The 24065-nt window shown below is 70.6% G+C and carries 21 protein-coding genes; 5 read left to right on the plus strand and 16 right to left on the minus strand.

All coding sequences use genetic code 11. From position 1 onward, the window contains the following. Positions 1 to 113: 113 nt before the first annotated feature. The 5 genes from Q2K21_RS23590 to Q2K21_RS23610 all read right to left on the minus strand — a co-directional run bounded on the left by Q2K21_RS23590 (position 114) and on the right by Q2K21_RS23610 (position 4129). On the minus strand, positions 114 to 734 hold the full coding sequence (locus Q2K21_RS23590; protein ID WP_310774832.1) for a GTP-binding protein: 621 nt from the start codon (positions 732 to 734) through the stop codon (positions 114 to 116). Next, complete coding sequence (locus Q2K21_RS23595; RefSeq protein WP_310774833.1) at positions 715 to 1131, minus strand: DUF742 domain-containing protein; 417 nt, start codon at positions 1129 to 1131, stop codon at positions 715 to 717. Before Q2K21_RS23595 ends, Q2K21_RS23590 begins: the two co-directional genes overlap by 20 nt. Beyond that, on the minus strand, positions 1128 to 1535 hold the full coding sequence (locus Q2K21_RS23600) for a roadblock/LC7 domain-containing protein (protein ID WP_310774834.1): 408 nt from the start codon (positions 1533 to 1535) through the stop codon (positions 1128 to 1130). Before Q2K21_RS23600 ends, Q2K21_RS23595 begins: the two co-directional genes overlap by 4 nt. Continuing rightward, positions 1532 to 3151 (minus strand): ATP-binding protein, encoded by a 1620-nt coding sequence (locus Q2K21_RS23605; RefSeq protein ID WP_310774835.1) that lies wholly within the window; start codon positions 3149 to 3151, stop codon positions 1532 to 1534. The genes Q2K21_RS23600 and Q2K21_RS23605 overlap by 4 nt, the downstream gene beginning before the upstream one ends. Before the next feature lie 351 nt (positions 3152 to 3502). Then, positions 3503 to 4129 (minus strand): TetR/AcrR family transcriptional regulator, encoded by a 627-nt coding sequence (locus tag Q2K21_RS23610; RefSeq protein WP_310774836.1) that lies wholly within the window; start codon positions 4127 to 4129, stop codon positions 3503 to 3505. Between the two features lie 616 nt (positions 4130 to 4745). On the opposite strand from Q2K21_RS23610, the gene Q2K21_RS23615 reads away from it, so the two are divergent. The 4 genes from Q2K21_RS23615 to atzF all read left to right on the plus strand — a co-directional run bounded on the left by Q2K21_RS23615 (position 4746) and on the right by atzF (position 11501). Continuing rightward, positions 4746 to 5570 (plus strand): urea amidolyase associated protein UAAP1, encoded by an 825-nt coding sequence (locus Q2K21_RS23615; protein WP_310774837.1) that lies wholly within the window; start codon positions 4746 to 4748, stop codon positions 5568 to 5570. 32 nt (positions 5571 to 5602) lie between these two features. Next, on the plus strand, positions 5603 to 6202 hold the full coding sequence (locus tag Q2K21_RS23620; protein WP_310774838.1) for an urea amidolyase associated protein UAAP2: 600 nt from the start codon (positions 5603 to 5605) through the stop codon (positions 6200 to 6202). Then, positions 6199 to 9723, plus strand: coding sequence for a 5-oxoprolinase/urea amidolyase family protein (locus Q2K21_RS23625; protein WP_310774839.1), 3525 nt, complete (start codon positions 6199 to 6201; stop codon positions 9721 to 9723). Before Q2K21_RS23620 ends, Q2K21_RS23625 begins: the two co-directional genes overlap by 4 nt. A gap of 65 nt (positions 9724 to 9788) precedes the next feature. Then, the gene (gene atzF, locus Q2K21_RS23630; RefSeq protein ID WP_310774840.1) at positions 9789 to 11501 is read left to right on the plus strand and encodes an allophanate hydrolase; all 1713 of its coding nucleotides are present in this window, start codon (positions 9789 to 9791) and stop codon (positions 11499 to 11501) included. Here atzF and Q2K21_RS23635 read toward each other — a convergent pair. From Q2K21_RS23635 to Q2K21_RS23685, 11 genes are all read right to left on the minus strand, one after another. Then, positions 11483 to 14335 carry a DEAD/DEAH box helicase gene (locus tag Q2K21_RS23635; RefSeq protein ID WP_310774841.1) on the minus strand — a complete coding sequence of 951 codons (2853 nt, stop codon included), beginning with the start codon at positions 14333 to 14335 and terminating at the stop codon, positions 11483 to 11485. The two genes, atzF and Q2K21_RS23635, sit on opposite strands and share 19 nt — an antisense overlap. 106 nt (positions 14336 to 14441) lie before the next feature. Next, a complete protein-coding gene (gene tatC, locus Q2K21_RS23640; protein WP_310774842.1) occupies positions 14442 to 15392 on the minus strand; it encodes a twin-arginine translocase subunit TatC in 951 nt (316 codons plus the stop codon). Positions 15393 to 15438: 46 nt separating this feature from the next. Next, positions 15439 to 15720: a Sec-independent protein translocase subunit TatA gene (tatA, locus tag Q2K21_RS23645; protein WP_310774843.1), complete on the minus strand. Its 282-nt coding sequence runs from the start codon at positions 15718 to 15720 to the stop codon at positions 15439 to 15441. Between the two features lie 280 nt (positions 15721 to 16000). Beyond that, a complete protein-coding gene (locus Q2K21_RS23650) occupies positions 16001 to 16195 on the minus strand; it encodes a hypothetical protein (RefSeq protein ID WP_310774844.1) in 195 nt (64 codons plus the stop codon). Positions 16196 to 16204: 9 nt separating this feature from the next. Beyond that, a complete protein-coding gene (locus tag Q2K21_RS23655; protein WP_310774845.1) occupies positions 16205 to 16465 on the minus strand; it encodes a hypothetical protein in 261 nt (86 codons plus the stop codon). 77 nt (positions 16466 to 16542) lie between these two features. Beyond that, a complete protein-coding gene (locus Q2K21_RS23660; protein WP_310774846.1) occupies positions 16543 to 17571 on the minus strand; it encodes a helix-turn-helix transcriptional regulator in 1029 nt (342 codons plus the stop codon). 16 nt (positions 17572 to 17587) lie between these two features. Next, the gene (locus Q2K21_RS23665; RefSeq protein WP_310774847.1) at positions 17588 to 18541 is read right to left on the minus strand and encodes a helix-turn-helix transcriptional regulator; all 954 of its coding nucleotides are present in this window, start codon (positions 18539 to 18541) and stop codon (positions 17588 to 17590) included. Between the two features lie 174 nt (positions 18542 to 18715). Then, positions 18716 to 19087, minus strand: a complete 372-nt coding sequence (locus Q2K21_RS23670) for an FKBP-type peptidyl-prolyl cis-trans isomerase (protein ID WP_310774848.1) — start codon at positions 19085 to 19087, stop codon at positions 18716 to 18718. Between the two features lie 70 nt (positions 19088 to 19157). Beyond that, the gene (locus tag Q2K21_RS23675; RefSeq protein WP_310781188.1) at positions 19158 to 20168 is read right to left on the minus strand and encodes an FKBP-type peptidyl-prolyl cis-trans isomerase; all 1011 of its coding nucleotides are present in this window, start codon (positions 20166 to 20168) and stop codon (positions 19158 to 19160) included. Positions 20169 to 20297: 129 nt separating this feature from the next. Next, a complete protein-coding gene (gene pafA, locus Q2K21_RS23680) occupies positions 20298 to 21659 on the minus strand; it encodes a Pup--protein ligase (RefSeq protein WP_037859616.1) in 1362 nt (453 codons plus the stop codon). 9 nt (positions 21660 to 21668) lie between these two features. Continuing rightward, positions 21669 to 22928: an MFS transporter gene (locus Q2K21_RS23685; protein WP_310781190.1), complete on the minus strand. Its 1260-nt coding sequence runs from the start codon at positions 22926 to 22928 to the stop codon at positions 21669 to 21671. 56 nt (positions 22929 to 22984) lie between these two features. Here Q2K21_RS23685 and Q2K21_RS23690 point away from each other — a divergent pair, with 56 nt between their 5' ends. Then, a complete protein-coding gene (locus tag Q2K21_RS23690; protein ID WP_386276214.1) occupies positions 22985 to 24040 on the plus strand; it encodes a LacI family DNA-binding transcriptional regulator in 1056 nt (351 codons plus the stop codon). Positions 24041 to 24065 lie beyond the last annotated feature (25 nt).

The following is a 24065-nucleotide window of genomic DNA, read 5'->3' on the forward strand; positions in this document are numbered from 1 at the left end:
GGGGGACGGGACATGAGGGGGACGGGACATGCGGGGACGGGTACGGCCGGTGCGTGCGCGTGTCGGACGGGAGTGCGTGTCACACGCGGGCGCGTGTGAGACGCGGGCGCCTGTCAGACGCGGGCGCGTGTCATCGCCAGGGAGTGCAGGAAGCGCATCAGGGTCATCAGGACGTCGCGGCTGGAGGCCCGGCGCCGCGCGTCGCACTCCAGGATCGGGATCTCGTCGGGCAGATCGAGTGCCGTGCGGAGCTCGTTCACGGGGTAACGGGGCGCGTCGGGGAAAGAGTTGACGGCGACCACGAAGGGCACGCCGCGTTCCTCCAGGCGGCCGATGACATCGAAGCTGACCTCAAGGCGGCGGGTGTCGAGCAGGACGACCGCACCGAGCGCCCCCTCGAACAGCCCGTTCCACAGGAACCAGAAGCGCTCCTGGCCCGGGGTGCCGAACAGGTACAGCACCAGCTGCTCGGTGATGCTGATGCGGCCGAAGTCCATGGCCACGGTGGTGGCCGTCTTGCTGTCGGAGCCGTAGTTGTCGTCGACTCCGATGCCTGCCTGCGTCATGGTCTCCTCGGTCGTCAGCGGCCTGATCTCGCTGACGGAACCGACCATGGTCGTCTTGCCCACCCCGAAGCCGCCCACGATGACGATCTTGACCGCGGCCTGCGCCGTGTGCGGCAGGTGGTCCTCGGTCCGTGGGCCCGGGATGGTGTCAGAGCTTTTGAAGTCCATGCATCACCGCTTCGAGGAGGGAACGGTCGGGCATCGCCTGCCGGACGATCGGGGCGCGTGCCTGGACCAGTTCGGCCGCCAGCAGGTCGGTGAGCAGGATGGTCACCACACTGAACGGCAGACTGAGGTAGGCCGAGATCTCGGCCACGGACAGGGGGGCCTGACAGAGCCGGAGCAGCGCCGACTGCTCCGGTGTGGCGGTGGGCGGTGGGTCGGCGCCGGCCACGATCAGGGTGACCAGGTCGATGGGGGCTCGCTCGCCCCCCTCGGTCGCGCCGGTGAGGATGTACAACCGCTCGGGGTTCTTCTCCTCGCCCTCCTTCCCGCCGCCTGCTGTGACAGGCTCCGGCGGGGGCTGTTCCTGGGGGAAGCGCCGACGGCGTTGCGGAGGAGTCATACGGTCTGCCCGTTGCGTCGCGGCGGACTCGTCAGGTGGTCGCCGATGCGGATGACGAGATCGCGCATGCGGTTGCTCATCAGACCGGCCTCAGCGACGGTGTCGGAGAGCACCGCGAGGTAGGCGTTGGCGCCGGCCGCCATCATGTAGAAGTAGCCGCCGTCGATCTCGATGATGACCATACGCATCCGGCCGTCGCTGTTCGGGATCTCGGCCGCGACCGCGCCGGCCAGGCTCTGCAGTCCGGCGCAGGCCGCGGCGACGCGGTCGGCGGCGTCCGGGTCACCGCCGTAGCGCGCGATGCGCAGACCGTCGGCGGAGAGCACCACCACCTGGTGGACGCCCGGTACGCCGTCCGCGAGTTCCTTCAGCAACCAGTCGAAGTTGCCTCGCTGCTGGATCACTTGAAGTCCCCCTCGTCGTCGGCCTGGGCAGGGGCCGGCTCGTCGTTGGTGAATGCGTGCGGGTCGTCGGCCGGGGGCCCGGAGGAGAAGGCGTTCGGGTCCGGGTCGGCCTTGAGCCCGGCCATGAACGCCTCGACCCACAGGCCGGGGGCGGGCTCTTCCTTCTCCGGTTCGGGCTCGGGCGTCCACGGGGAGTGCGTAGCGGCCTCGGCGGCCTTGGCCGCCGCCTCCGCCGCGGCGGCCTCCGCGATCCGCTGGCTGAGCGGGATCTTGACCCGGCTGCGGCGCTGCGGCAGGCCGTTCGCCGTCCACTCGGTGACCACGGGGACGTCGTCCTCCATGGAGAACTGCTCCGGGATCCGGGGCCCGGTGGTGGGGCGGCGCTTCTTGGCCTTGCGGTCGGGGCCTTCGACGCCATCGTTGTCCAGGGTCGGCACGGAGGTGGCGCCGATGCCGTGGGCGAACCCGGGGGCGGGGTCGGTGGTCAGCATGTCGTTGGGGATGACGATGATGGCGCGGACGCCGCCGTACGCCGACTGCCGCAGCGAGACGTGCATGTTGAACATCGACGACAGGCGCCCGACGACGGCGAGACCGAGGCGCGGGGCCTCACCGACCTCCTGGACGTCCCGGCCGGCCTGGGCCTCGGCGAGCCTGAGCTCGACCTTGGCGCGGCTCTCCTCGCTGAGGCTGATGCCGCCGTCCTCGATCTCGACGGCGATGCCGGTCTGCACCTGGGTGGCGGTGACGTGCACCTTGGTCTGGGGCGGCGAGTAACGCGTGGCGTTGTCGAGGAGTTCGGCCGTCGCGTGGATGATCGGCTCGACCGAGATGCCCTTGATGTTGACCTTGGCGATGGAGTGCAGCTCGATGCGGCGGTACTCCAGGATGCGGGACATCGCGCCACGCAGCACGCTGTAGAGCGGCACGGGCGCCGGCCACTGGCGGCCGGGGCGGCCGCCGCCGATGACGGCGATGGAGTCGGCGAGGCGGCCGATCAGCGCGGTGCCGTGGTCGATGCGCAGCAGGTCGTCGAAGACCTCGGGGTTACGGCCGTGGTCCTCCTCCATCTCCCTGAGTTCCTTGGCCTGCTGGTGGACGATGGCCTGGACGCGGCGGGCGATGTTGACGAAGGCGCGCTGCGAGGAGTCGCGGATCGCGATCTCTTTGTCGATGATGTCGAGCAGGGTGCGCAGCAGTTTCCGCTGCGGCTGGGGAAGTTGACGGAGTTCGGGGTGATCGTCGATGACCATGCGGATCACCTGTCGGGTGGGGACTCCGGCGTGCACCATGGGGAGCGCCCTGGACAGGATCTCCGTGCGGAAGAAATCGATGTCACTGTCCTGGGAGGCGATGCGCTGTTCCAGGTAGGCGCTCCGCTGCGCGAAGTCGGCGCGTAGAGCGCGGACGGTGCGGCCGTGCCGTACCGCCATGGCGATGACGGTGGTCACCAGGACCGTGGCGATGGCTCCGCTCCAACCGACAGCGATCCGGGCCGGTCCCGTCAGCACGGCGACGGCGGCCCCGGTTGCCGCGGCCATCAGTATGGCGGGCAGCAACAGCACGCGCGCGTAGGGAAGTTCACGGCCACCGGGAGGCGATTGAACACTCACCATGTATGCCCTCTGAGACGAATCGGCTGGTTCGGGGGTGCTTGCGGATGAAAAGTGGGGGGTAGATACGGGACCGGACGGGGGTACCAATTGGATCTTCGATACGTTTGGGAACAGACGCACGAATACACCTCAACTCGGTGCGTCGCGGGCGAGCTTAGTCCGACCGGATCATCGCTGTGTCATATTCAGCAAGCACCTGAAATGCCCCCCGACGCAGGAGTACGCTCGTCCCCATTTACACATTGAGCTTCTCTTCGCACACGCAGCGTTACGGCGTTCGGGCGTACGACAACGACCGCCCGGAAAGGTGAAAGCCCTTCCGCGAGGCGGTATTCGAGGGCGGGAGGGCCGTCAGATCCCGGCGATGCGCAGGGCCGCGTCCGCCGTCGCTTCGGCGAATACGGAGACCGGGCGCTCCGGGTCGGAACGGTGGACGAGGATGACACCCTCGATCAGACCGAAGACCAGATCGGTCCGCAGATCCAGCTCACTCTTGGCGAGCGCGCCGCCCGACCGGGTGGCGGCGAACAACTGCCGGTAGGCGTCCTTGAGTTCGGCCCGCACGGCATGGAAACCGGCGAAGCGCTCGGAGCGGACCTCGGGCAGCAGATAGAGACCGCCGAGGTTGTGCGGGCCACCGCAGAGCAGCTCCACATCGGTGCGGCACAGCTCCCACAGCCGGCCCTCGGCCGGGGCGGAGTCGTCGGCGAGCAGCTCGCGCGCGTAGGTCAGCGAGGGCGTGACGGTGGACTCCAGCAGCTCGGCGAGCAGCTCCTCCTTGCCGGAGACGTAGTGATACATGGACGCCTGCCGCATACCGGCCCGCTCGGCCACCGCTCGGGTCGTGGTGGCCGCATACCCCCGGACGGTGAACAACTCGGCGGCGGCCGCGAGGAGTTCGTCACGCGGCGACAGCCCGCTGTCGGGCCGCTGCGCCGCCCGCGGCCTGCCGACCCGCCGCCCACCACCGGTTCCCATGCGTTCGATCCTCGCACAGGACGCCGTACGGCGATCTCGGCGAGGGGGCGGGCACGGCGGGGGACGCCTGAGGCGACCGACGGGGCGGGGACGCTCGCGAACCCCATACGACGACGGCCGCGCCCGTACCCCCGCGCCGCCCTACCCGGCGGCCATGCACCACCCCACCCGGCAGTCACGCGCCGTGCGCCGCGCCGCCTCAACCAGCGGCCGCGCGCACCTCCGCCCCTCCGCCCCACCCGGCGGACGGCGCCGTGCCCCCCACCCCACCCGGCGGACGGCGCCGCGCCCCGCGTCACCCTGCGGCCACACACCACACCCCGCCTCACCCCACCCTGCGGACACACACCACGCCCCGTGCCGCCGCCCCACCTGGCGGCCACGCACCACGCCCCGCGCCACTCCACCCGGCGGCCCGCGCCGCACCGCGCCCCGCCCCACCCCGCGCCCACCCACCGGTGTTCCACCGGGCTCCACCCGGGTTCCTGGCCCCTCCGTGAGGGAGCGGTAACCGGGCAGCAACGCCCGGGACACCGCGGCGACCCCGTCCCCGCCTAATTTCTGTCGGGCGACAGAAATAAGCACAACAGTCACCGGATCACCCGGAGGTCCCGCGATGGCGACAGCGACCACCTACGGAGCACGCGACCACGCCAGGGCGCAGGAGGGCGCCCGTGCCGAGGCCATGCCCGTCGTGCCGGCGAGCGCCTGGCCCGCACCGCCCTGCGAGGCGGGCCACCTGGTGTGGGCGGAGACCGTGGCCGGCGGCAACTACACGCACCGGGTGCTGGCCCGCGGCACCGAGCTGCGCCTCACGGACCTGCGGGGCGAGGCCTGCGCCCATCTGCTCCTGTACGTCGCCGACCGGCCCTGGGAGCGGCTGAACGTCGCCGACACGGTCAAGGTGCAGTGGAACGCCTACCTCGGCGAGGGGCAGCTGCTCCTGTCCGACCAGGGCCGCGTCCTCGCCTCGGTCGTCGCCGACACCTCCGGCCGGCACGACGCGCTGTGCGGCACCTCCACGCTCGTACGCAACACCGGGCGGTACGGCGACGGCACCCCGCAGTCCCCGTCCCCCGCCGGACTCGAGCTGTTCAAGCTGGCCGCCGCCAAGAACGGCCTTCAGCCGCGCGACCTGCCGCCCTCTGTGTCGTTCTTCCAGGGTGTCGAGGTCCGCGAGGACGGCGCCCTCGACTTCACGGGCTCGATCGGCCCGGGCGGCAGCGTCACCCTTCGTGCCGAGCAGGACCTCACGGTGCTCATCGCGAACGTCCCGCACCCGGCCGACCCCCGCCCGGACTACATCAGCACCCCGCTGGAGGTCCTGGCCTGGCGCTCGGAGCCGACGCGCCCGGGCGACCCCCTGTGGGAGGCCACCCCCGAGGGTCGCCGCGCCTTCCTGAACACCGCCGAATTCCGTGCCGCGCGGGGGCTCGCATGAGCACCGGCCGCAACGACACCGAGGGGCCTCGCATGACGAAGACCGTCGTTCCCGCACGCGCCGCCTGGTCGTCCGTCGTCCGTACCGGCGAGACGCTCACCATCACCGACCTGCACGGCAACCAGGCCGTCGACTTCCTTGTGTACGACGCGCACGACACGTCCGTCCGCTACAGCGCGCCCGACACCATCCACGCCCAGGGCACCATCTTCCTCACGACGGGCAGTGTGCTGCTCTCCAATGAGCACACCCCGCTGATGACGGTCGTCGCCGACGACGTCGGCCGGCACGACACCGTCGGCGGCGCCTGCTCCAAGGAGTCGAACACGCTCCGCTACGGCCACCACACCTGGTCGCAGCACGCCTGCGTGGACAACTTCCTGGCGGAGGGCGCCAAGTACGGCCTGGGCAAGCGCGACCTCGTCTCGAACATCAACTGGTACATGAACGTGCCCGTCGAGAAGGACGGCACCCTCGGCATCGTCGACGGCATCTCGGCCCCGGGCCTGTCCCTGACCCTGCGCGCCGAACGCGACGTGCTCGTCCTGGTCTCCAACTGCCCCCAGATCAACAACCCGTGCAACGGCTTCGACCCGACGGCCGTGGAGATGACCATCGGGGCGGCGCAATGACCTTCGACACGCTGCTGGTCGCCAACCGGGGCGAGATAGCCGTCCGTATCATCCGCACCGCCCGCGAACTCGGCCTGCGCACGATCGCGGTCTACTCCGACCCGGACCGCTCGGCACCCCACGTCCGCCTGGCCGACCAGGCCGTACGGCTGGGCCCGGCGGCCGCGAAGGAGTCGTACCTCGACCCGGACCTGGTTCTGAAGGCCGCGAAGGACACGGCCGCCGGGGCGATCCACCCCGGCTACGGTTTCCTGTCCGAGGACGCGGCGTTCGCCCGCCGCTGCGAGGACGCCGGGATCGTGTTCGTGGGGCCGACGCCAGGGCAGCTGGAGCTGTTCGGCGCGAAGCACACGGCACGGGCCGCGGCCGAGGCGGCGGGGGTGCCGCTGGCGCCCGGCACGGGCCTGCTCGCCTCCCTGGACGAGGCGCTGAGCGAGGCGTCCGCGATCGGCTATCCCGTGATGCTGAAGGCGACCGGTGGGGGCGGCGGCATCGGCATGTCGGCATGTCGCTCCGCCGATGAACTGACCGAGGCCTGGGAGCGGGTGCAGCGGGTCGCCGCCGCTTCCTTCTCCTCCGCCGGAGTCTTCCTGGAACGGCTCGTCGAGCACGCCCGCCATGTCGAGGTTCAGGTCTTCGGCGACGGTCACGGCCGCGTCGTCACCTTCGGCGACCGTGACTGCTCGCTCCAGCGCCGCAACCAGAAAGTGGTGGAGGAGGCGCCCGCACCCGGGCTGCCGCCTCACATACGAGGGCGACTCACCGCGGCGGCAAGCGACTTGTGCGCATCGGTCGGCTACCGCTCCGCCGGAACCGTCGAGTTCGTGTACGACGCGGCCCGTGAGGAGGCGTACTTCCTGGAGGTCAACACCCGGCTCCAGGTGGAGCACCCGGTCACCGAGGAGATCTACGGCGTCGACCTCGTCGCCTGGATGCTGCGGCTGGCGCGCGGCGACCGTGACGTCGTACAAGAGCCGGGGAACCCGCGCGGCCACGCGGTGGAGGCCCGCCTGTACGCCGAGGACCCCTCGCGCGACCACCGGCCCTGCGCGGGCCTGCTGACGCGGGTGGAGTTCCCGCAGGGCGTGCGCGTGGACGGCTGGATCGAGACGGGCACGGAGGTCACGACCGCGTACGACCCGCTGCTCGCCAAGGTGATCGCCTACGGCCCGGACCGCGAGCACGCGCTGCGGCGGCTGGACGAGGCCCTGGCCCGCACCCGCGTGGACGGCATCGAGACGAACCTGGGGCTGGTACGGGCGGCGCTCGCGGACCCGGACGTGCGGTCGGCGGCGCACTCCACGGCGACGCTGGCCGCCGTCACCGACCCGACCCCCCGCATCGAGGTCCTGTCCGCCGGAACCCTCACCACCGTCCAGGACTGGCCGGGCCGCACCGGCTACTGGCAGGTGGGCGTGCCCCCGTGCGGCCCGATGGACGACCTCTCCTTCCGCCTGGGCAACCGGGCGCTGGGCAACGCGGCGGGCGCGCCCGGCCTGGAGTGCACGCTCCAGGGCCCGACGCTGCGTTTCACGCACGCCACGACGGTGTGCGTGACGGGCGCCCCGGCACCGGTGACCGTGGACGGCACGTCCGTCGCGCAGTGGGAGCCGGTGACGGTGCCCGCGGGCGCGGTCCTGGAGGTCGCGGCGCCCTCCGAGCACGGTCTGCGGACCTACGTGCTGTTCGCGGGCGGCGGCCTGGACGTGCCGGCGTTCCTGGGCAGCGCGTCCACCTTCACCCTGGGCCGGTTCGGCGGCCACAGCGGCCGGGCCCTGCGGACGGGGGACGTCCTGCACGGTGGCGCGGTGACGGCGGGCGCCCCGGTGCCGGCGGCCGACCGCCCGGACTTCACGTCGTCATGGCTGCTCGGGGCCCTGGAAGGCCCGCACGCGGCACCGGAGTTCTTCACCGAGGACGACATCCACGATTTCTACGCCGCCGAGTGGAAGGTTCACTTCAACTCGGCCCGGACGGGTGTACGGCTGGTCGGCCCCAAGCCGCGCTGGGCCCGCTCCGACGGCGGCGAGGCGGGCCTGCACCCGTCCAACATCCACGACACCCCGTACTCGGTCGGCGCCGTCGACTACACGGGCGACATGCCGGTGCTGCTCGGCCCGGACGGCCCCTCGCTCGGCGGCTTCGTCTGCCCGGCGACGGTGGCGACCTGGGAGCGCTGGAAGCTCGGCCAGCTGCGCCCCGGCGACACGGTCCGCTTCCGGCCGCTGGCCGACGACGGCGTGCCACGGCCCGCGATCGTGGACGGCGGGGTGCTGGCCCGGGACGGCGATGTGACGTACCGCCGCAGCGGCGACGACAACCTGCTGGTCGAGTTCGGGCCCATGCAGCTGGATCTGGCGCTGCGGATGCGGGTGCACGCGCTGATGGAGGCGGTGGCGGAAGCCGGCCTCGACGGCGTCAGGGACCTCACCCCGGGCATCCGATCCCTCCAGATCCAGACGGACCCCAAGCACCTCACACAGTCCGAACTCCTGGCGACCGTACGGAAGATGATCGCGTCGCTGCCGCCCTCCGGCGAACTGGTCGTCCCCTCCCGCACGGTCCACCTGCCGCTCTCCTGGGACGACCCGGCCACCCGCGAGGCGATCGCCCGCTACATGGCGGGCGTTCGGGACGACGCGCCCTGGTGCCCGTGGAACATCGAGTTCATCCGCCGCGTCAACGGCCTCGCGTCGGTGGAGGACGTGTACCGCACGGTCTTCGAGGCGGAATACCTGGTCCTGGGCCTGGGCGACGTGTACCTGGGCGCCCCCGTGGCCACCCCCCTGGACCCGCGCCACCGTCTGGTGACCACCAAGTACAACCCGGCGCGCACCTGGACCGCGGAGAACTCGGTCGGCATCGGCGGCGCGTACCTGTGCGTCTACGGCATGGAGGGGCCCGGCGGCTATCAGTTCGTGGGCCGTACGACGCAGGTGTGGTCGGGCTGGCAGCAGCGGGGCGCGTTCGAGCCGGGCTCCCCGTGGCTTCTCCGCTTCTTCGACCGCATCAAGTGGTACCCGGTCACCGCGGACGAACTGCTGGACTTGCGCGCGGACATCACCTCGGGCCGCTTCGTGCCGCGCATCGAGGAAGGCATGTTCTCCCTGGCGGAGTACGAGGCGTTCCTGACCGAGAACGCCGACTCGATCGCCGCGTTCAGGTCCCGCCAGGGGGCCGCCTTCGCGGCGGAACGCGACGCGTGGGAGGCGGCGGGCGAGTTCGCCCGGGCGTCCGCGGCGACTCCACCGGCACCCCCGGCGGCCGAGGTGACGGTCCCGGAGGGCGGCCGTCTGGTGGAGGCCGAGTTCGCGGCGTCGGTGTGGCAGCTGAACGTACGCCCCGGGGACGAGGTGGCGGCCGGACAACCGCTGGTGGCCCTGGAGGCGATGAAGATGGAGTCGAGAGTGCACGCTCCGATGGCCGGGGTGGTGACGGAGGTCCTGACCAAGCCGGGCGCCCAGGTGGAGGCGGGCACAGCACTTCTGGTCCTCGCTCCGCCGCGGCCCACGGCACGTTGACAGCCATGCCGCGGTCTGTGCCACCGGCGGACAGCCGACGAACCCACCTCAGCCCAGGAGCACCGATGTCCACTGTGACCCAAGTCCGCCAGGCGTACGCCCGCATCGAAGCAGTCGACCGCCCCGAAATCTGGATCGGCCTGCGCCCCCAGAAAGAGGTGGAGGCCGAAGCCCAGGCAATCGACACCCGAGTGGCCGCAGGCGAGCACCTGCCCCTCGCCGGCAGGCTCTTCGCCGCGAAGGGCAACATCGACGTCCACGGCCTGCCCACCACCGCAGGCTGCCCCGCCTACGCCTACGAGCCGGAGGCCGACGCCCCTGTCGTGGCCCGCCTTCGCGCAGCCGGCGCGGTAGTGCTCGGTACGACGAACCTCGACCAGTTCGCCACGGGCCTGGTCGGCACCCGCTCCCCCTACGGCGCCGTGCGCAACGCCATCGACCCGTCGAGAATCAGCGGCGGCTCCAGCTCCGGCTCGGCCGTAGCGGTGGCACTCGGCATCGTCGACTTCGCCCTCGGTACGGACACCGCCGGCTCCGGCCGCGTCCCGGCCGCCTTCAACGGCATCGTCGGCCTGAAGCCCACCCGTGGTCTCGTCCCCACCACCGGTGTCGTTCCCGCCTGCGCCTCGATCGACTGCGTCACGGTGTTCGCCCGTACGCTCCCGGAGGCCGAGCAGGCGCTGGCGCACATGGCGTCCCCGCCCGGCCGAGCCCTTCCGCCGCTCCCCGAGCGCGCCCCCGGCCCGTGGCGCATCGCCGTGCCGCCGCTCGATCGGCTCGGCGAGCTCGACGAGGGCTGGGCCGAGGCGTACGAGGCGGCGGTCGCCCGGCTGGCCGCAGCGGGCGCCTCCCTACGCACCATCGACCTCACCCCGTTCACCGAGGCCGCCGCGATGTTGTACGGGGGCGCGTTCGTCGCCGAGCGCTACACGGCGGTCGGCGGCTTTGTCGACAAGTTGGTCTCCGAGGGCGGGGCAGGCCTCGATCCGACTGTCGCCGGCATCATCACCCGTGCCCGCCACATCCCGGCCCACCAACTCTTCGCCGACCAGGACCGGCTGTCCGCCCTGCGCGGCCGCGCTCTTGCCGAACTGGACGACGCGGACGCGCTGTTGCTGCCCACCGCCCCGGGCCACCCCACCCTCGCCGAGGTGGCGGCCGATCCGCTGGCCGCCAACGCCCGCCTGGGCCGCTTCACCAACTCCACGAACCTCTTCGACCTGGCCGCGGTCGCCGTCCCGGCGGGCGAGGTGGGCGGACTGCCCTTCGGTGTGATGCTGATCGGCCCGGCGTTCACGGACGAACGGCTGGCCCGGATCGCGCGCGCTCTGGAACCGGAGACGTATGTCGCTGTGGTGGGCGCACACCTGTCGGGCCAGCCGCTGAACCCCCAACTGCTGGCACTGGCCGCCCGCTTGGACCGTACGACCACCACGGCTCCCGTCTACCGCCTGCACGCCCTGCCGACGACCCCGCCGAAGCCCGGCCTGGTGCACGTCGATGAGGGGGGCGCGGCCATCGAGACGGAGGTCTGGCGCCTTCCGGCAGAGGGCCTGGGCCGCCTCCTCAGCACGCTCCCCCGCCCGATGACACTGGGGAGCGTGGAGCTGGCGGACGGAAGCCGGGTCCCGGGCTTCCTCTGCGAGCCCGGCGTCCTGGGGGACGCCGAGGACATCACGAGGTACGGAAGCTGGCGGGCATATGTGAACCGGGGGCAGGCGCGGGCAACCACAGGTGACCCGCACCCGCCCGACAGGCCTCACCCCACGGACGAGTAGGCCACAACACCCCGCAGCAGCTGATCGACCGCCTTACGCGCGTTCTTGGCCACGGTAGAGCCCTCCGCGGGAGAAGCGGCCCCGATCTGGCCGAGGACGTCGATGACCTGCTTGCACCAGCGGACGAAGTCGCCGGCCGGCATCTCGGCCTCGCGCAGGACCTCGTCGAGGCCCTTGCCGCTCGCCCACATGTACGCGGCCCATGCGAAGCCCAGGTCCGGCTCGCGCTGGCCGACGCCTTCGGTCTGGGTGATCCGGAACTCCTCCTCCAGGGCATCGAGCCGGCCCCAGATGCGCACCATCTCACCGAGCGCGGCCTTGGCCTTGCCCGACGGCAGCTTCGGTGCCATCGCGTCGTCGCCGACCCGGGCCTCGTACACCAGCGCCGAGACGCACGCGGCCAGTTCGGCCGGGTCGAGCCCCTCCCAGACGCGCTCGCGCAGGCATTCGCTGGCCAGCAGGTCCAGTTCGCCGTACAGCCGCGCCAGGCGCTTGCCGTGTTCCGTCACCTCGTCGGCGCGCAGATAGTCCAGCTCCGTCAGGAGCGCGACGATGCGGTCGAAGGTGCGGGCGATGGTGTTCGTGCGGCCCTCGATGCGGCGCTCCAGCTGCGAGGTGTCGCGCAGCAGCCGGTGGTAGCGCTCGGCCCAACGGGCGTGGTCCTCACGGTCGTTGCACCCGTGGCAGGGGTGGGCGCGCAGGGTCGTGCGCAGCCGGGCGATCTCGCGGTCGTCGGCGGCCTGGGACCGCTTCTTGCGGTGCCGCTCCGGCGGGATGTGCCCGGCCTTGGTGCGCAGCGCGGAGGCGAGGTCGCGACGGGACTGCGGTGAGCGCGGGTTGAAGGACTTCGGGATGCGCATCCGCTCCAGTGCCTCGACGGGCACCGGGAAGTCTATGGACGCCAGCCGCTTGACCTGCCGCTCGGCGGTGAGGACCAGCGGGCGCGGGCCGTCGTGCTGCTCGAAGCCGCGGTGGCCGTTGGAGCGGCCGGCCGGCAGACCGGGGTCGAGGACCAGGGCCAGGCCCGCGTACTTGCCGGTCGGGACATGGATGACGTCGCCGGGCTTGAGCCTCTCCAGGGCGACGGCGGCCTCGGCGCGGCGCTGCGCCGCGCCCTGCCGGGCGAGCTCCGTCTCGCGGTCCTTCAGTTCGCGGCGCAGCCGTGCGTACTCCTCGAAGTCGCCGAGGTGGCAGGTCATGGCCTCCTTGTAGCCCGTGAGGCCCTCTTCGTTGCGCTGCACCTGCCGGGAGATCCCGACGACCGACTTGTCGGCCTGGAACTGCGCGAACGACGTCTCGAGCAGTTCGCGCGAGCGGTGCCGGCCGAACTGCTCGACCAGGTTGACGGCCATGTTGTACGACGGCTTGAAGCTGGAGCGCAGCGGATAGGTGCGCGTGCCCGCGAGGCCCGCGAGGTGATCGGGGCTCATGCCGCGCTGCCACAGCACCACCGCGTGACCCTCGACGTCGATGCCGCGGCGGCCGGCGCGGCCGGTGAGCTGGGTGTACTCGCCGGGGGTGATGTCGGCGTGCTGTTCGCCGTTCCACTTGACGAGCTTCTCCAGCACCACCGAGCGCGCGGGCATGTTGATGCCGAGCGCGAGGGTCTCGGTGGCGAACACGGCCTTGACCAGGCCGCGGACGAACAGCTCCTCGACGACCTCCTTGAACGTCGGCAGCATGCCCGCGTGGTGGGCGGCGATGCCGCGTTCCAGGCCCTCCAGCCACTCGTAGTAGCCCAGGACGTGCAGGTCCTCGGTGGGGATGGACGCGGTGCGCTCCTCGACGAGGGCGCGCACCTTGTCCCGCGCCTCCTCGTCGTTCAGCCGCAGGCCCGCGTACAGGCACTGCTGGACGGCGGCCTCGCAGGCGGCGCGGCTGAAGATGAACGTGATCGCGGGCAGCAGGCCCTCGGCGTCGAGCCGCTCGATGACCTCGGGCCTGCCGGGCGTCCACACCCGGGAGCGCTGTCGGCGCTCCCGCTCGCGGTCGGCCTCGCGCATGGTGCGGCCGCGCCTGCGGTCCTGGTACGACGGCCGGCTCGCCTCCATGCGGGCCATGCGCGTCAGATCGGGGTTGACGGCCTTCTTGTGGCCCTCGCCCTCCTCGAACAGGTCGTACATCCGGCGCCCCGCGAGCACGTGCTGGAACAGCGGCACGGGCCGGTGCTCGGAGACGATCACCTCGGTGTCGCCGCGGACGGTGTCGAGCCAGTCACCGAACTCCTCCGCGTTCGACACGGTCGCCGACAGCGACACCAGCGTCACCGACTCGGGCAGGTGGATGATCACTTCCTCCCAGACCGCGCCGCGGAAGCGGTCGGAGAGGTAGTGCACCTCGTCCATGACCACATAGCCGAGGCCGAGGAGGGTCTGGGAGCCCGCGTACAGCATGTTCCGCAGGACCTCGGTGGTCATCACGACGATCGGGGCGTCGGAGTTGACGCTGTTGTCGCCGGTGAGGAGACCGACCTTCGCCGTGCCGTAGCGGCGGCACAGGTCGGAGTACTTCTGGTTCGACAGCGCCTTGATGGGTGTTGTGTAGAAGCACTTCTTGCCCTGTTGGAGGGCGAGGTGGACGGCGAACTCGCCGACGATCGTCTTGCCCGATCCGGTGGGCGCGGCCACCAGCACGCCCTTCCCCGCTTCGAGCGCCTGGCAGGCCTCGATCTGGAAGGGGTCGAGGCCGAAGTCGTACATCTCGCGGAAGGAGGCGAGCGCGGTGGCCTGCTCGGCAGCGCGCTTACGGGCTGCCGCGTACCGCTCGGCCGGTGAGAGGTCCTCTGTCATCGTGCTTTCGAGCGTACCGGGCCCCACTGACAACAGGACGATCATTATCCGGATCGGGGCGCGGGCCGGGCGTGAACGGCGGCGGGCCCCACCGGCTCATCCGGTGGGGCCCGCGGGCGTCGTCGTCACGGCAGGTGCCGTGTCCGTCCGGTCATGTGACGTCGTCGTAGCCGTTGACCCGGTCCGTGCCCGACTGCTCGGGCAGGGCGCGGCCGGCCGAGACCGCCTCGACCTCGCCGATGTCCTCGGGGGTGAGGTCCAGGTCCGAGGCCTCGTCGTCGTCGGGACCCTCGGCCTCGCGGCGGCGCTTGCGCCGGTCGTTGAGCAGGGAGAAGGCGACGGCGCCGAAGTACAGCACCCAGATCGGCCCGGCCAGCGCCAGCATGGAGATGGGGTCGGTGCTGGGGGTGGCGACGGCCGCGAAGACCGTGATGCCCATGATCATGCCGCGCCACCAGCCGAGCATGCGCTTGCCGCTGATCACGCCGGTGAGATTCAGCATCACCAGCAACAGGGGCAGCTCGAAGGAGAGGCCGAAAACGACCACCATGCGCGTGACGAGCTGGAGCAGGTCGTCGAGCGGCAGCAGGTTGTCGACGCCGTTCGGCGTGAAGTCGATGAGCACCTTGGCGGTCGTGGGCAGCACCCGGTAGGCGAAGTAGCCGCCTCCGAGGAAGAGCGGGACGCCGGTGCCGACAAATCCGTAGGCGTACTTCCTCTCGTGCCGGTGCAGACCCGGCGCGACGAACGCCCACAGCTGGTAGAGCCAGACCGGCGAGGCGAACACGACACCGGCCATCAGCGAGACCTGCAGGGCCAGGGTGAAGGGCGCGAGCAGACCGTTGATCGTGATCCGCGCACACTGCTGGCTGTCGCCGGACGACTTCGCCAGTTCCTCGAAGGTCTTCCCACAGCCGACCGAGTCGAGGATCGGCTTGGTGAGGAAGTTGATGATGTCGTTGTAGAAGAAGGCGGCGACGACCGTGATGACCACGATGGCGAGCATCGCCTTCGCGAGCCGGTTGCGCAGCTCCCGGAGGTGCTCCGCGAGGGGCATCCGCCCCTCGGGATCCTTCTCCTGTTTGCGGGCAGACTTGGGCAACCCACATCCTCATCTCGTACGGCGGGCCGGGGCATCCGGCCCTGCGTCAGCGCTGGGTCGTGTCCGTCGGCTCGTTGACCGGGCGGGAGCTGGCCACATCGCCGGGCGCGGACTGGATCGTGCGCTGCGCCGGGGGCTGTTCGTTGTTCGGCGGGCCGGCGGGCGCGGACGGCTGGCCGTCCTCCTTCATCGCCTTGGCCTCGCTCTTCAGGATGCGCGCGGACTTACCGAGGGACCGCGCCATGTCCGGAAGCTTCTTCGCGCCGAACAGCAGGATGATGACGACGAGGATGAGAATGATCTCGGGAGCGCCGAGCCTTCCGAACATAAGTCTTTACCTTCTCACCGAGGCGGCTTTGAGTGGGGGTGCTGTCCGATCGGTCGGACATCTGTCCGACCGCCGTGCAGCGATCGTAACGCTCAGGGGTAAACGGGGGGCAATCCCTGTGCGTACTCCCGGTCTGCGGACCGCGCCTCGTTCTTCGGGCCGCGATCAGAGCGTACCTGTCCCCCGCAGGAAGTAGACAGGCCGAAGTGACTCATTGCGCATCCATGGTGCGACTCATATCCGCTCCACATACCGCCCACAGTGCGCCCGGGAGAACGGCTCATATCCGCTCGGCGGCACGCGCGGTGCCCACGGCCGCCCGCTCCAGGTCCTCCGCGGCACGGTTGATCCGGCGCGCGGAGTCCGAAACCTGCCGCCCGAGGCGCTGCGCCTCGACGAAGACGCGGACGGCGAGCACACCCAGAACGGTGAGCCCCAGGAAACCGAGGGCGATCGCGAGCATCGGCCAGAACATGGGCCGAGCCTAGAGGGTCGAGTGCAGCCGCAGGGTCCGCACCCCGCCCCCGGTGAGGAGTTCGACGATGCGCTCCCCCGCCGGCTTGCGGACGGAGGCACCGCACTCGGGGCAGACGAAGGAGTAGAAGGTGGTCTTGCTGGTGGCGCCGATGGCCAGCCGCAGGGCGCCGGCGCCCAGCTCGAAACGGGCCCGGCAGTCCGGGCAGCCGGCCCTGAACACCACCTCGGCCACCCGCCGCATACCGGCGAACGCCGTCCGCACCGACATCTCCGCAGCCCCGGTCGCCTGCGGCGCACCAGCCGGCGCATCCGACCGCTCCGACGTACCAGACGTCGCCGACGTGCTCACAGCCCCTGCTCCCGCCTGTCGTACAGCCCGTCCTGAACCGGATCCGGCACGTCGTACGCCATGAGCGCCTCGCGGGCCGCCCGGCGGGCGCTGTCCGCGAGGTCCTGCGGCGACACGATCCGGCCGTCACGCCCGAGCCGCAGCGCCAGCCGCCGCAGCGACGCCGGGTCCGGGGTCCGCAAGGTGATACGCAGCCCGCCGTCCGGCAGCTCATCCGCGCTGTCGTGCGGGTAGTACTCGGCGACCCAGCGTCCGGCGGGTCCGACCTCGACGACCACCTCGGGGTCCTCGGCGGCGGGCTGGACGAGCCCCTCGGACAGGTCACGCAGCTCTATCTCCGGCGGCGCCGACGGCTCGTCCAGGATCTTGATCTCGGCGACCCGGTCGAGCCGGAAGGTGCGGCGCGCCTCGGAACGCCGGCACCACGCCTCCACATAGGTGTGGCCGACGCTGACCAGACGGATCGGGTCGATCTCCCGCTCGGTGACCTCGTCACGGGCCGGCGAGTAGTAGCGGATCCACAGGCGGCGACGCTCGGAGATGGCCCGGTCTACGTCCGCGAAGACACCGCCCTCCGACTCGAAGGTCACCGACAGCCGCGAGCTGGCACCCGCGGCCTCACCGGCCGCCGTCTCCACCTTCGCGGTGGCGCGCAGCAGCGCCTGCCGGTCACTCTCGCGCAGACCCGGCAGGGTGGCGACGGCCCGCGCGGCCACCAGCAGCGCCGTGGCCTCGTCGGCCGCCAGACGCAGCGGCTCGGCCGCGTCCGCCCCGAGAGCAGCCGGGTTGTACCACCAGATGCGCTCGCCGTCGGTGTCGATGTCGAGCAGATCCCCGCCGCGGAAGCTGGTGCCGCACATGGGCAGCACATCGAGGTCCGAGACCAGCTCGTCCTCGGTGATCCCGAACGCCCGGGCGACATCCTCGATGCGCGCGCCGGGACGCTCCCGCAGATACGTCACCAAGGACAGCATCCGCCGGGTCTGGTCGATCGCGTTCGCGGGCCTGGCCGGTTTGCCTGCCACTGTTCTACGTCCCCCCTCAGCCCTTGGCCACGGCGCGCAGTCGGTCCACCACGTCGGCCCGCAGCTCCGCCGGCTCCAGGACCACGACATCGGGCCCGAACTCGACCAGCCAGGCATCCAGACCGTGCCCGTACGGAATCTCCAACTCGTCCCAGCCGTCACCGAGTTCCCGTACGGCGGTGGCCTTCGCCCGAAGGGGGTACCCCGCGCCCGTCCGCAGCCGGATCCGGGCCGAGCGGTCGGCGATCTCCCCCGCCCAGCTCGCCACGGTCTCGCGGACGGTGACCACATCGGGCACCTGAGCGGTGAAACCGGCGCCACGGGAACGCACCTTGCCGGTGATCCGGGACAGCCGGAAGACACGCTCGGCGCCCCGGTCGCGGTCCCAGCCCGCCAGATACCAGTGGCCGCGCCAGCACTCCAGCGCCCACGGCTCGACATGGCGCGGCTCGGGCCGGGCGGCGGTGGCCTTGCGGTAGTCGAAGACGACGGGACGGCGGTCGCGGCAGGCCAGCATCAGCGGCTCGAACGCTGCCTCGTGGACGGGGATGCGAGGCTCCAGCGCGCCATGGGCCTCGTACGGGTCGACGTCCTCGGGCAGACCCGCGGCGCGCAGCTTCTGCAGGGCACCGCTCGCGGCACCGGCGAGCCTGGCCTGCTGCCACACCTTGGCGGCGAGCCCCAGCGCGGCGGCCTCCTCCGCGTCCAGGGTGATGGGCGGCAGCCGGTTGCTGTCCCGGCGGGCCAGATAGCCGACCTCGCCGTCCAGGTTCTCCACGGTCTCGATGACCAGGCCCAGCTCGCGCAGGTCGTCCTTGTCGCGCTCGAACATCCGGTTGAAGGAGTCGTCACTGCCCGCTTCGAGGTAGGCCTCGAGGGACTCGCGCAGCTCGCGCTTGCTGAGCGGCCGCCGCGTGCCGAGCAGACACAACGCCAGGTTCATCAGCCGCTCGGCCTTGGCAATGGCCATCGACGCGCTTCGCCTCCCTATGGTGCTTACGACCGACGACCGTACCGCCCGCAGGGGTCGCGGCAAAGCCGAGGGCCCATGCCCGTACAGGCATGGGCCCCAAGTGATCGTTTCCGGTCGGACCCGGTACGGCGATCCGGCGTCGGCTAGATCCTCGCGGACCTCGTGCGACGATCAGACTCCGAGCAGGTCCACCACGAAGATCAGGGTCTCGCCGGGCTTGATCGCCGGGGTCGGGCTCTGGTTGCCGTAGGCGAGGTGGGCCGGGATGGTCAGCTGGCGACGGCCGCCGACCTTCATGCCCTGCACACCCAAGTCCCAGCCCTTGATGACCCGGCCGCCGCCCAGCGGGAAGCGGAACGGCGTCCCACGGTTCCAGCTCGCGTCGAACTCCTCACCAGTGCTGAAGGCGACACCCACGTAGTGAACGGTGACGGTCTGACCCGCCTCCGCCACGGCGCCGTCACCCTCCCACAGATCCTTGATCTCAAGGTCCGCCGGGGGCTCGCCACCCGGGAAGTCGATCTCGGGCTTCTCGATGCTCACGTCAAAAGCTCCTGCTTGTTCGTGTTGAGGCCATTACGGCAACACCGACACTCTCACATCCCCGCAGGGGTTACATCTTCGCCAGGATGTCGACGGAGAAGATCAGCGTCGAGTCCTTCTTGATACCGCTGCCCGCGGGCGGGTTGTCGCCGTACCCCAGCTTCGGCGGAATCACCACGAGCACGCGGCTGCCCACCTTCTTGCCCGTCAGACCCTGCGCCCAGCCCTTGACGACCTGCTGGAGCGAGAACGAGGCGAGCTGGCCTCGGCCATACGTGGAGTCGAACTCCTTGCCGGTGTCCCACACCACGCCCTTGTACTGCACGAGGACCGTGCTGTCCGCGGCCACCTTCTCCCCGTCGCCCTCGATCACATAGTTCGCGACCAGAGCGGTCGGGGCCTTCACCTTCGGCACGTCGATGGACGGGGCCTTGCCGTCGGTGTTCGTCCCCACCTTCGGCAGAGCGGCGTCGTTCTGCGCGACCGTCTCACCCTTGGCGGAACTCTTCGAGTTGAACGTGTTCTCGATGTCCACCACGAACACCAGCGTGTCCGTGCCCTTGATACCCGCCTGCGAGTTGCCCTGCGTGCCATAACCCCAGGTCGGAGGCACCGACATCAGCACCCGGCTGCCCGTCTTCTTACCCGTCAGGGCATACCGCCAGCCGTCGATGATGCCGCCCTTGGCCAGCTGGATGACCAGCGCGGTCTTACGGTCGTACGAGTTGTCGAAGACCTTCGCCGTGTCCCAGATCTGACCCAGGTAGTTCGCCTGGATGTAGTCGTTCTCCGCGACCGTGCGGCCACTGCCCGCGATCACCGTTTTGACCGCCAGATCCTTCGACGGCGACCCGGTGCCCTTCGCCACGGTCGGCTTCTCACCGAACTTCGTACCCGCGGTAATGGCCGGCAGCGGACCCTCGACGATCTTCGGCGACGGGGCGGCGGACGGCGTCGACGCCGAGGGCGATGGGGAAGAACTGGCGCTGGCCTTGCTCTTGTCGGACGACTCGTCACCGCATCCGGCGAGCGTGACCAGTCCGGCGGGCAGAGCGGCAAGGAGAAGGGAGCGTCGGCGCACGATGAGGGCCTCGTATCGATCGATCTTCAATGATGGCGTGCGCGCAACTCTACGACGTGGAAAGGGCGCCGCACGGCAAACGTACGACGCCCCGCGTTGCGTTCCCGCGAACCGCGGCAAACGCCCGCCTCACATCCCGGCGATCAGCTTCTCCACCCGGTCGTCCACCGAACGGAACGGGTCCTTGCACAACACCGTCCGCTGCGCCTGGTCGTTGAGCTTCAGGTGCACCCAGTCGACCGTGAAATCACGGCGCTGCTCCTGCGCCCGCCGGATGAAGTCGCCGCGCAGCCGCGCCCGAGTCGTCTGCGGCGGAACCGACTTGCCCTCGAAGATCTTCAAGTCGTTGCAGATCCGCGTGGCTTGTCCCTTCTTCTCCAGCAGGTAGTACAGGCCCCGGCGACGATGAATGTCGTGGTAGGCGAGGTCTATCTGCGCGACCCTCGGATGCGACATCGTCATGTTGTGCTTCGCCCGGTACCGCTCGATGAGCTTGTACTTCATCACCCAGTCGATCTCGGTGCCGATCCGGTCGAGATCCTCGGACTCGATCGCGTCCAGCGTGCGGCCCCACAGCTCCAGGACCTGCTCCACCGTGCCCGTACGGATCCCGCGGCGCTCACAGAAGTCCACGGCCTTCTCGTAGTACTCCCGCTGCACCTCCAGGGCCGAGGCCTCACGGCCGCTCGCCAGACGCACCTTGCGCCGGCCCGTGATGTCATGACTGACCTCGCGGATCGCCCGGATCGGGTTCTCCAGGGTCAGGTCCCGCATCACCGTCCCCGCCTCGATCATGCGCAGCACCAGGTCGGTCGCACCGACCTTGAGCAGCATCGTCGTCTCCGACATGTTCGAGTCGCCCACGATGACGTGCAGACGGCGGTAACGCTCCGCGTCCGCGTGCGGCTCGTCACGCGTATTGATGATCGGCCGGGAACGCGTCGTCGCCGAGCTGACGCCCTCCCAGATGTGCTCGGCCCGCTGGCTGACGCAGTAGACGGCACCCCGCGGCGTCTGCAGCACCTTGCCCGCACCGCACAGCAGCTGCCGCGTGACCAGGAACGGAATCAGGATGTCCGCGAGCCGGGAGAACTCCCCGTGCCGGGCCACCAGGTAGTTCTCGTGGCAACCGTAGGAGTTGCCCGCCGAGTCCGTGTTGTTCTTGAAGAGGTAGACATCGCCCGCGATTCCCTCCTCGTGCAGGCGACGTTCGGCGTCGACCAGGAGTCCTTCCAGAATGCGCTCGCCGGCCTTGTCGTGAGTGACGAGTTCCGTCACGTTGTCACATTCGGGTGTCGCGTATTCCGGATGTGATCCCACGTCGAGATAGAGGCGGGCACCGTTCCGCAGAAAGACATTGCTGCTACGGCCCCATGACACGACACGGCGGAAGAGGTACCGCGCCACCTCGTCAGGCGACAGGCGGCGCTGTCCCCTGAACGTGCACGTGACGCCGTACTCGTTCTCCAGCCCGAAAATGCGGCGGTCCATGACTGAACATTACGCCCGATCCCCCGAGCTGAAACGGGGTTCGACAGCACGGTTCGGATCATTTTCCGATGAAGCCGCAACCACCGCACTCCCCGCCGGAGCTGCGAGGACCCGCCCGGTGGCCAGCAGGACCAGCAACGACACGGCTCCCGCGACACCCGGCACCGCGAACCCCCACCCGGCGCCACCCGCCTGGACGACCGGACCCGCCACGCCCGTTCCCACCGACGCACCCACCGTGAACGTCGTCACAAGCCAGGAGAACGCCTCCGTGACCGTGCCGCTCGGCGCATACCGGTCGACAAGCACGAACGCACAAGCGATGCACGGCGCCAGGAACACCCCGGCAAGCGCCGTCAGCGCCGTCATGGCCGGCGCACCCGGCATCAGCACCAACGGCAGATAACACACCGCCAGAAGCGCGACGAGCACACGCAGTCGCCGCTCCGGCACACCACCCCACTGCCGCGCCCCGTACACCGTGCCACCGACGAGCGCACCCAGCCCCAGCGCGGCCATCAGCCACCCGTACACCGCGTCACCGCCATGGTCATCCGCGTACGACACGGCGGCCACCGTGATCGAGCCGAGCGCGATCCCGACGAACAGGAACGCCCCCAGCAGCGCGAGCAGCCCCGGCGAGCGCAGGGCGCCCAGCCAGTGCGCCTCACGCGGCGCCGAGCGCCACGCGCGCGACGGCGCCGACACGACCACCGAGAGAGCCCCCAGCACACCGATCACATTCAGCACGACCAACGCGACCTCCGCGGACCACACCGACACGCACAGCGTCACCAGGAGCGGGCCGACCGTGAACATCACCTCCTGAGCCACCGCGTCCATCGCGTACGCCGTGTGCACCTGCTCCTCCCGGCGCAACACGGCCGGCCACAGAGCCCGCAGACCGCCCTCCAGCGGCGGCGTGAACAGCCCGGCCACCACCATGGCCGCGTAGGCCGCCGGAAGCGGATCCACGCCCGTCACGGCGAACACGGTCATGGCCAGGGCGGAGACGAGCGCGGCCGGCAACTGGACACGCGGCTGACCGTGCAGGTCCACCAGCCGGCCCAGCAGCGGCTGCCCCACGGCGTTAGCCACCCCGTACACCGCGGCGAGCGCCCCCGCGAGGCTGTAGGTGCCGCCTTCGGCGCGCACGAACAGCACGACGGCGATCGCGGCCGTGGCGTTCGGCAACCGGCCCACCAGCGTCCCGACGAGCAGGCGCGTGGCGTGCCTCGCCCTGAGGATCTCCAGGTATCCCGCGGCCATGCCCAAGCCCTTCGTCATGACAAGTTTTACGTATAACGTCGCCTGCCATACGTACCATGAGCGCAGACCACGAGTCCAGACGAAAGAGCAGGCAGACGGTGGCACGAGGTACCACGCGACCCACCAGCCGCGACGTCGCCCAAGCCGCCGGGGTCTCCCAGGCCGCCGTATCCCTCGTCCTCGGCGACAAATGGCGCGGACGCGTCTCCGAACCCACCGCCCAACGCGTCCGCGAAGCCGCACGAGAACTCGGCTACCGACCCAACCTCGCCGCCCGCAACCTACGCCTCGGCCGCACCCGAACCGTCCTGCTCGTCGTACCGGCACTCACCACCGAATTCTTCGCCGGCGTCTACACCGGCGCCGCCCGAGTCGCCGCCGAACACGGCTTCGGCGTCGTCCTCTACCCCTCCCCCGAAGGCGTCGGCCCCGCCAAAGACCCCTTCCACTCCGCACAAGCCGCACTGGACGGCGTCCTCGCCTCCTCCATGGCCGCAGACGCACTCACCGCGATCCACGGCGACCAACTCCCCCTCGTCATGCTCGACAGCGACCCCAACGGCAGCATGGGCGCCGCAACCGTCAACCTCGACATCACCGACGGCGTACGACAAGTCGCCCAACACCTGCTCGCACTCGGCCACCGCCGATTCCTCCACCTCGCGGCAGACGTCCCCTCGTGGACATTCCAGATCCGGGCCCGCGAGCTCGCCGCACGCGTGAGCCAGGTGCCCGGCACCAGCATCCGCACCACACACGCCCCCATCTCCATCGAAGGCGCCCTCACCGCCGCAGAAACCGCCCTCGCCACCCCCGGCCCCCGCCCCACCGCCCTCGTCTGCGACGACGACAAACTCGCCGCCGGCGCCTACAAAGCAGCCCGACGCCTCGGCCTGCGCATCCCCGACGACCTCTCCGTCACCGGCCTCGACGACCTCGCCCTCGCCACCGCCATCGACCCCGAACTCACCACCGTCCGCCTCGACGCCGAACAGTTCGGCGAACGCGGCATGCAAGCCCTCCTCGCCGTCCTGGAGGGCCGCACACCCGAAGAGGGGGACATCCCCGTGGAACTGGTCGTACGCGGCTCCACGGCCCCACCACGCCCCTGAAGCACAACGCCGCGCGCCCCGGCCG

It is taken from the genome of Streptomyces sp. CGMCC 4.7035, from assembly GCF_031583065.1.
Lineage (GTDB): Bacteria > Actinomycetota > Actinomycetes > Streptomycetales > Streptomycetaceae > Streptomyces > Streptomyces yaanensis.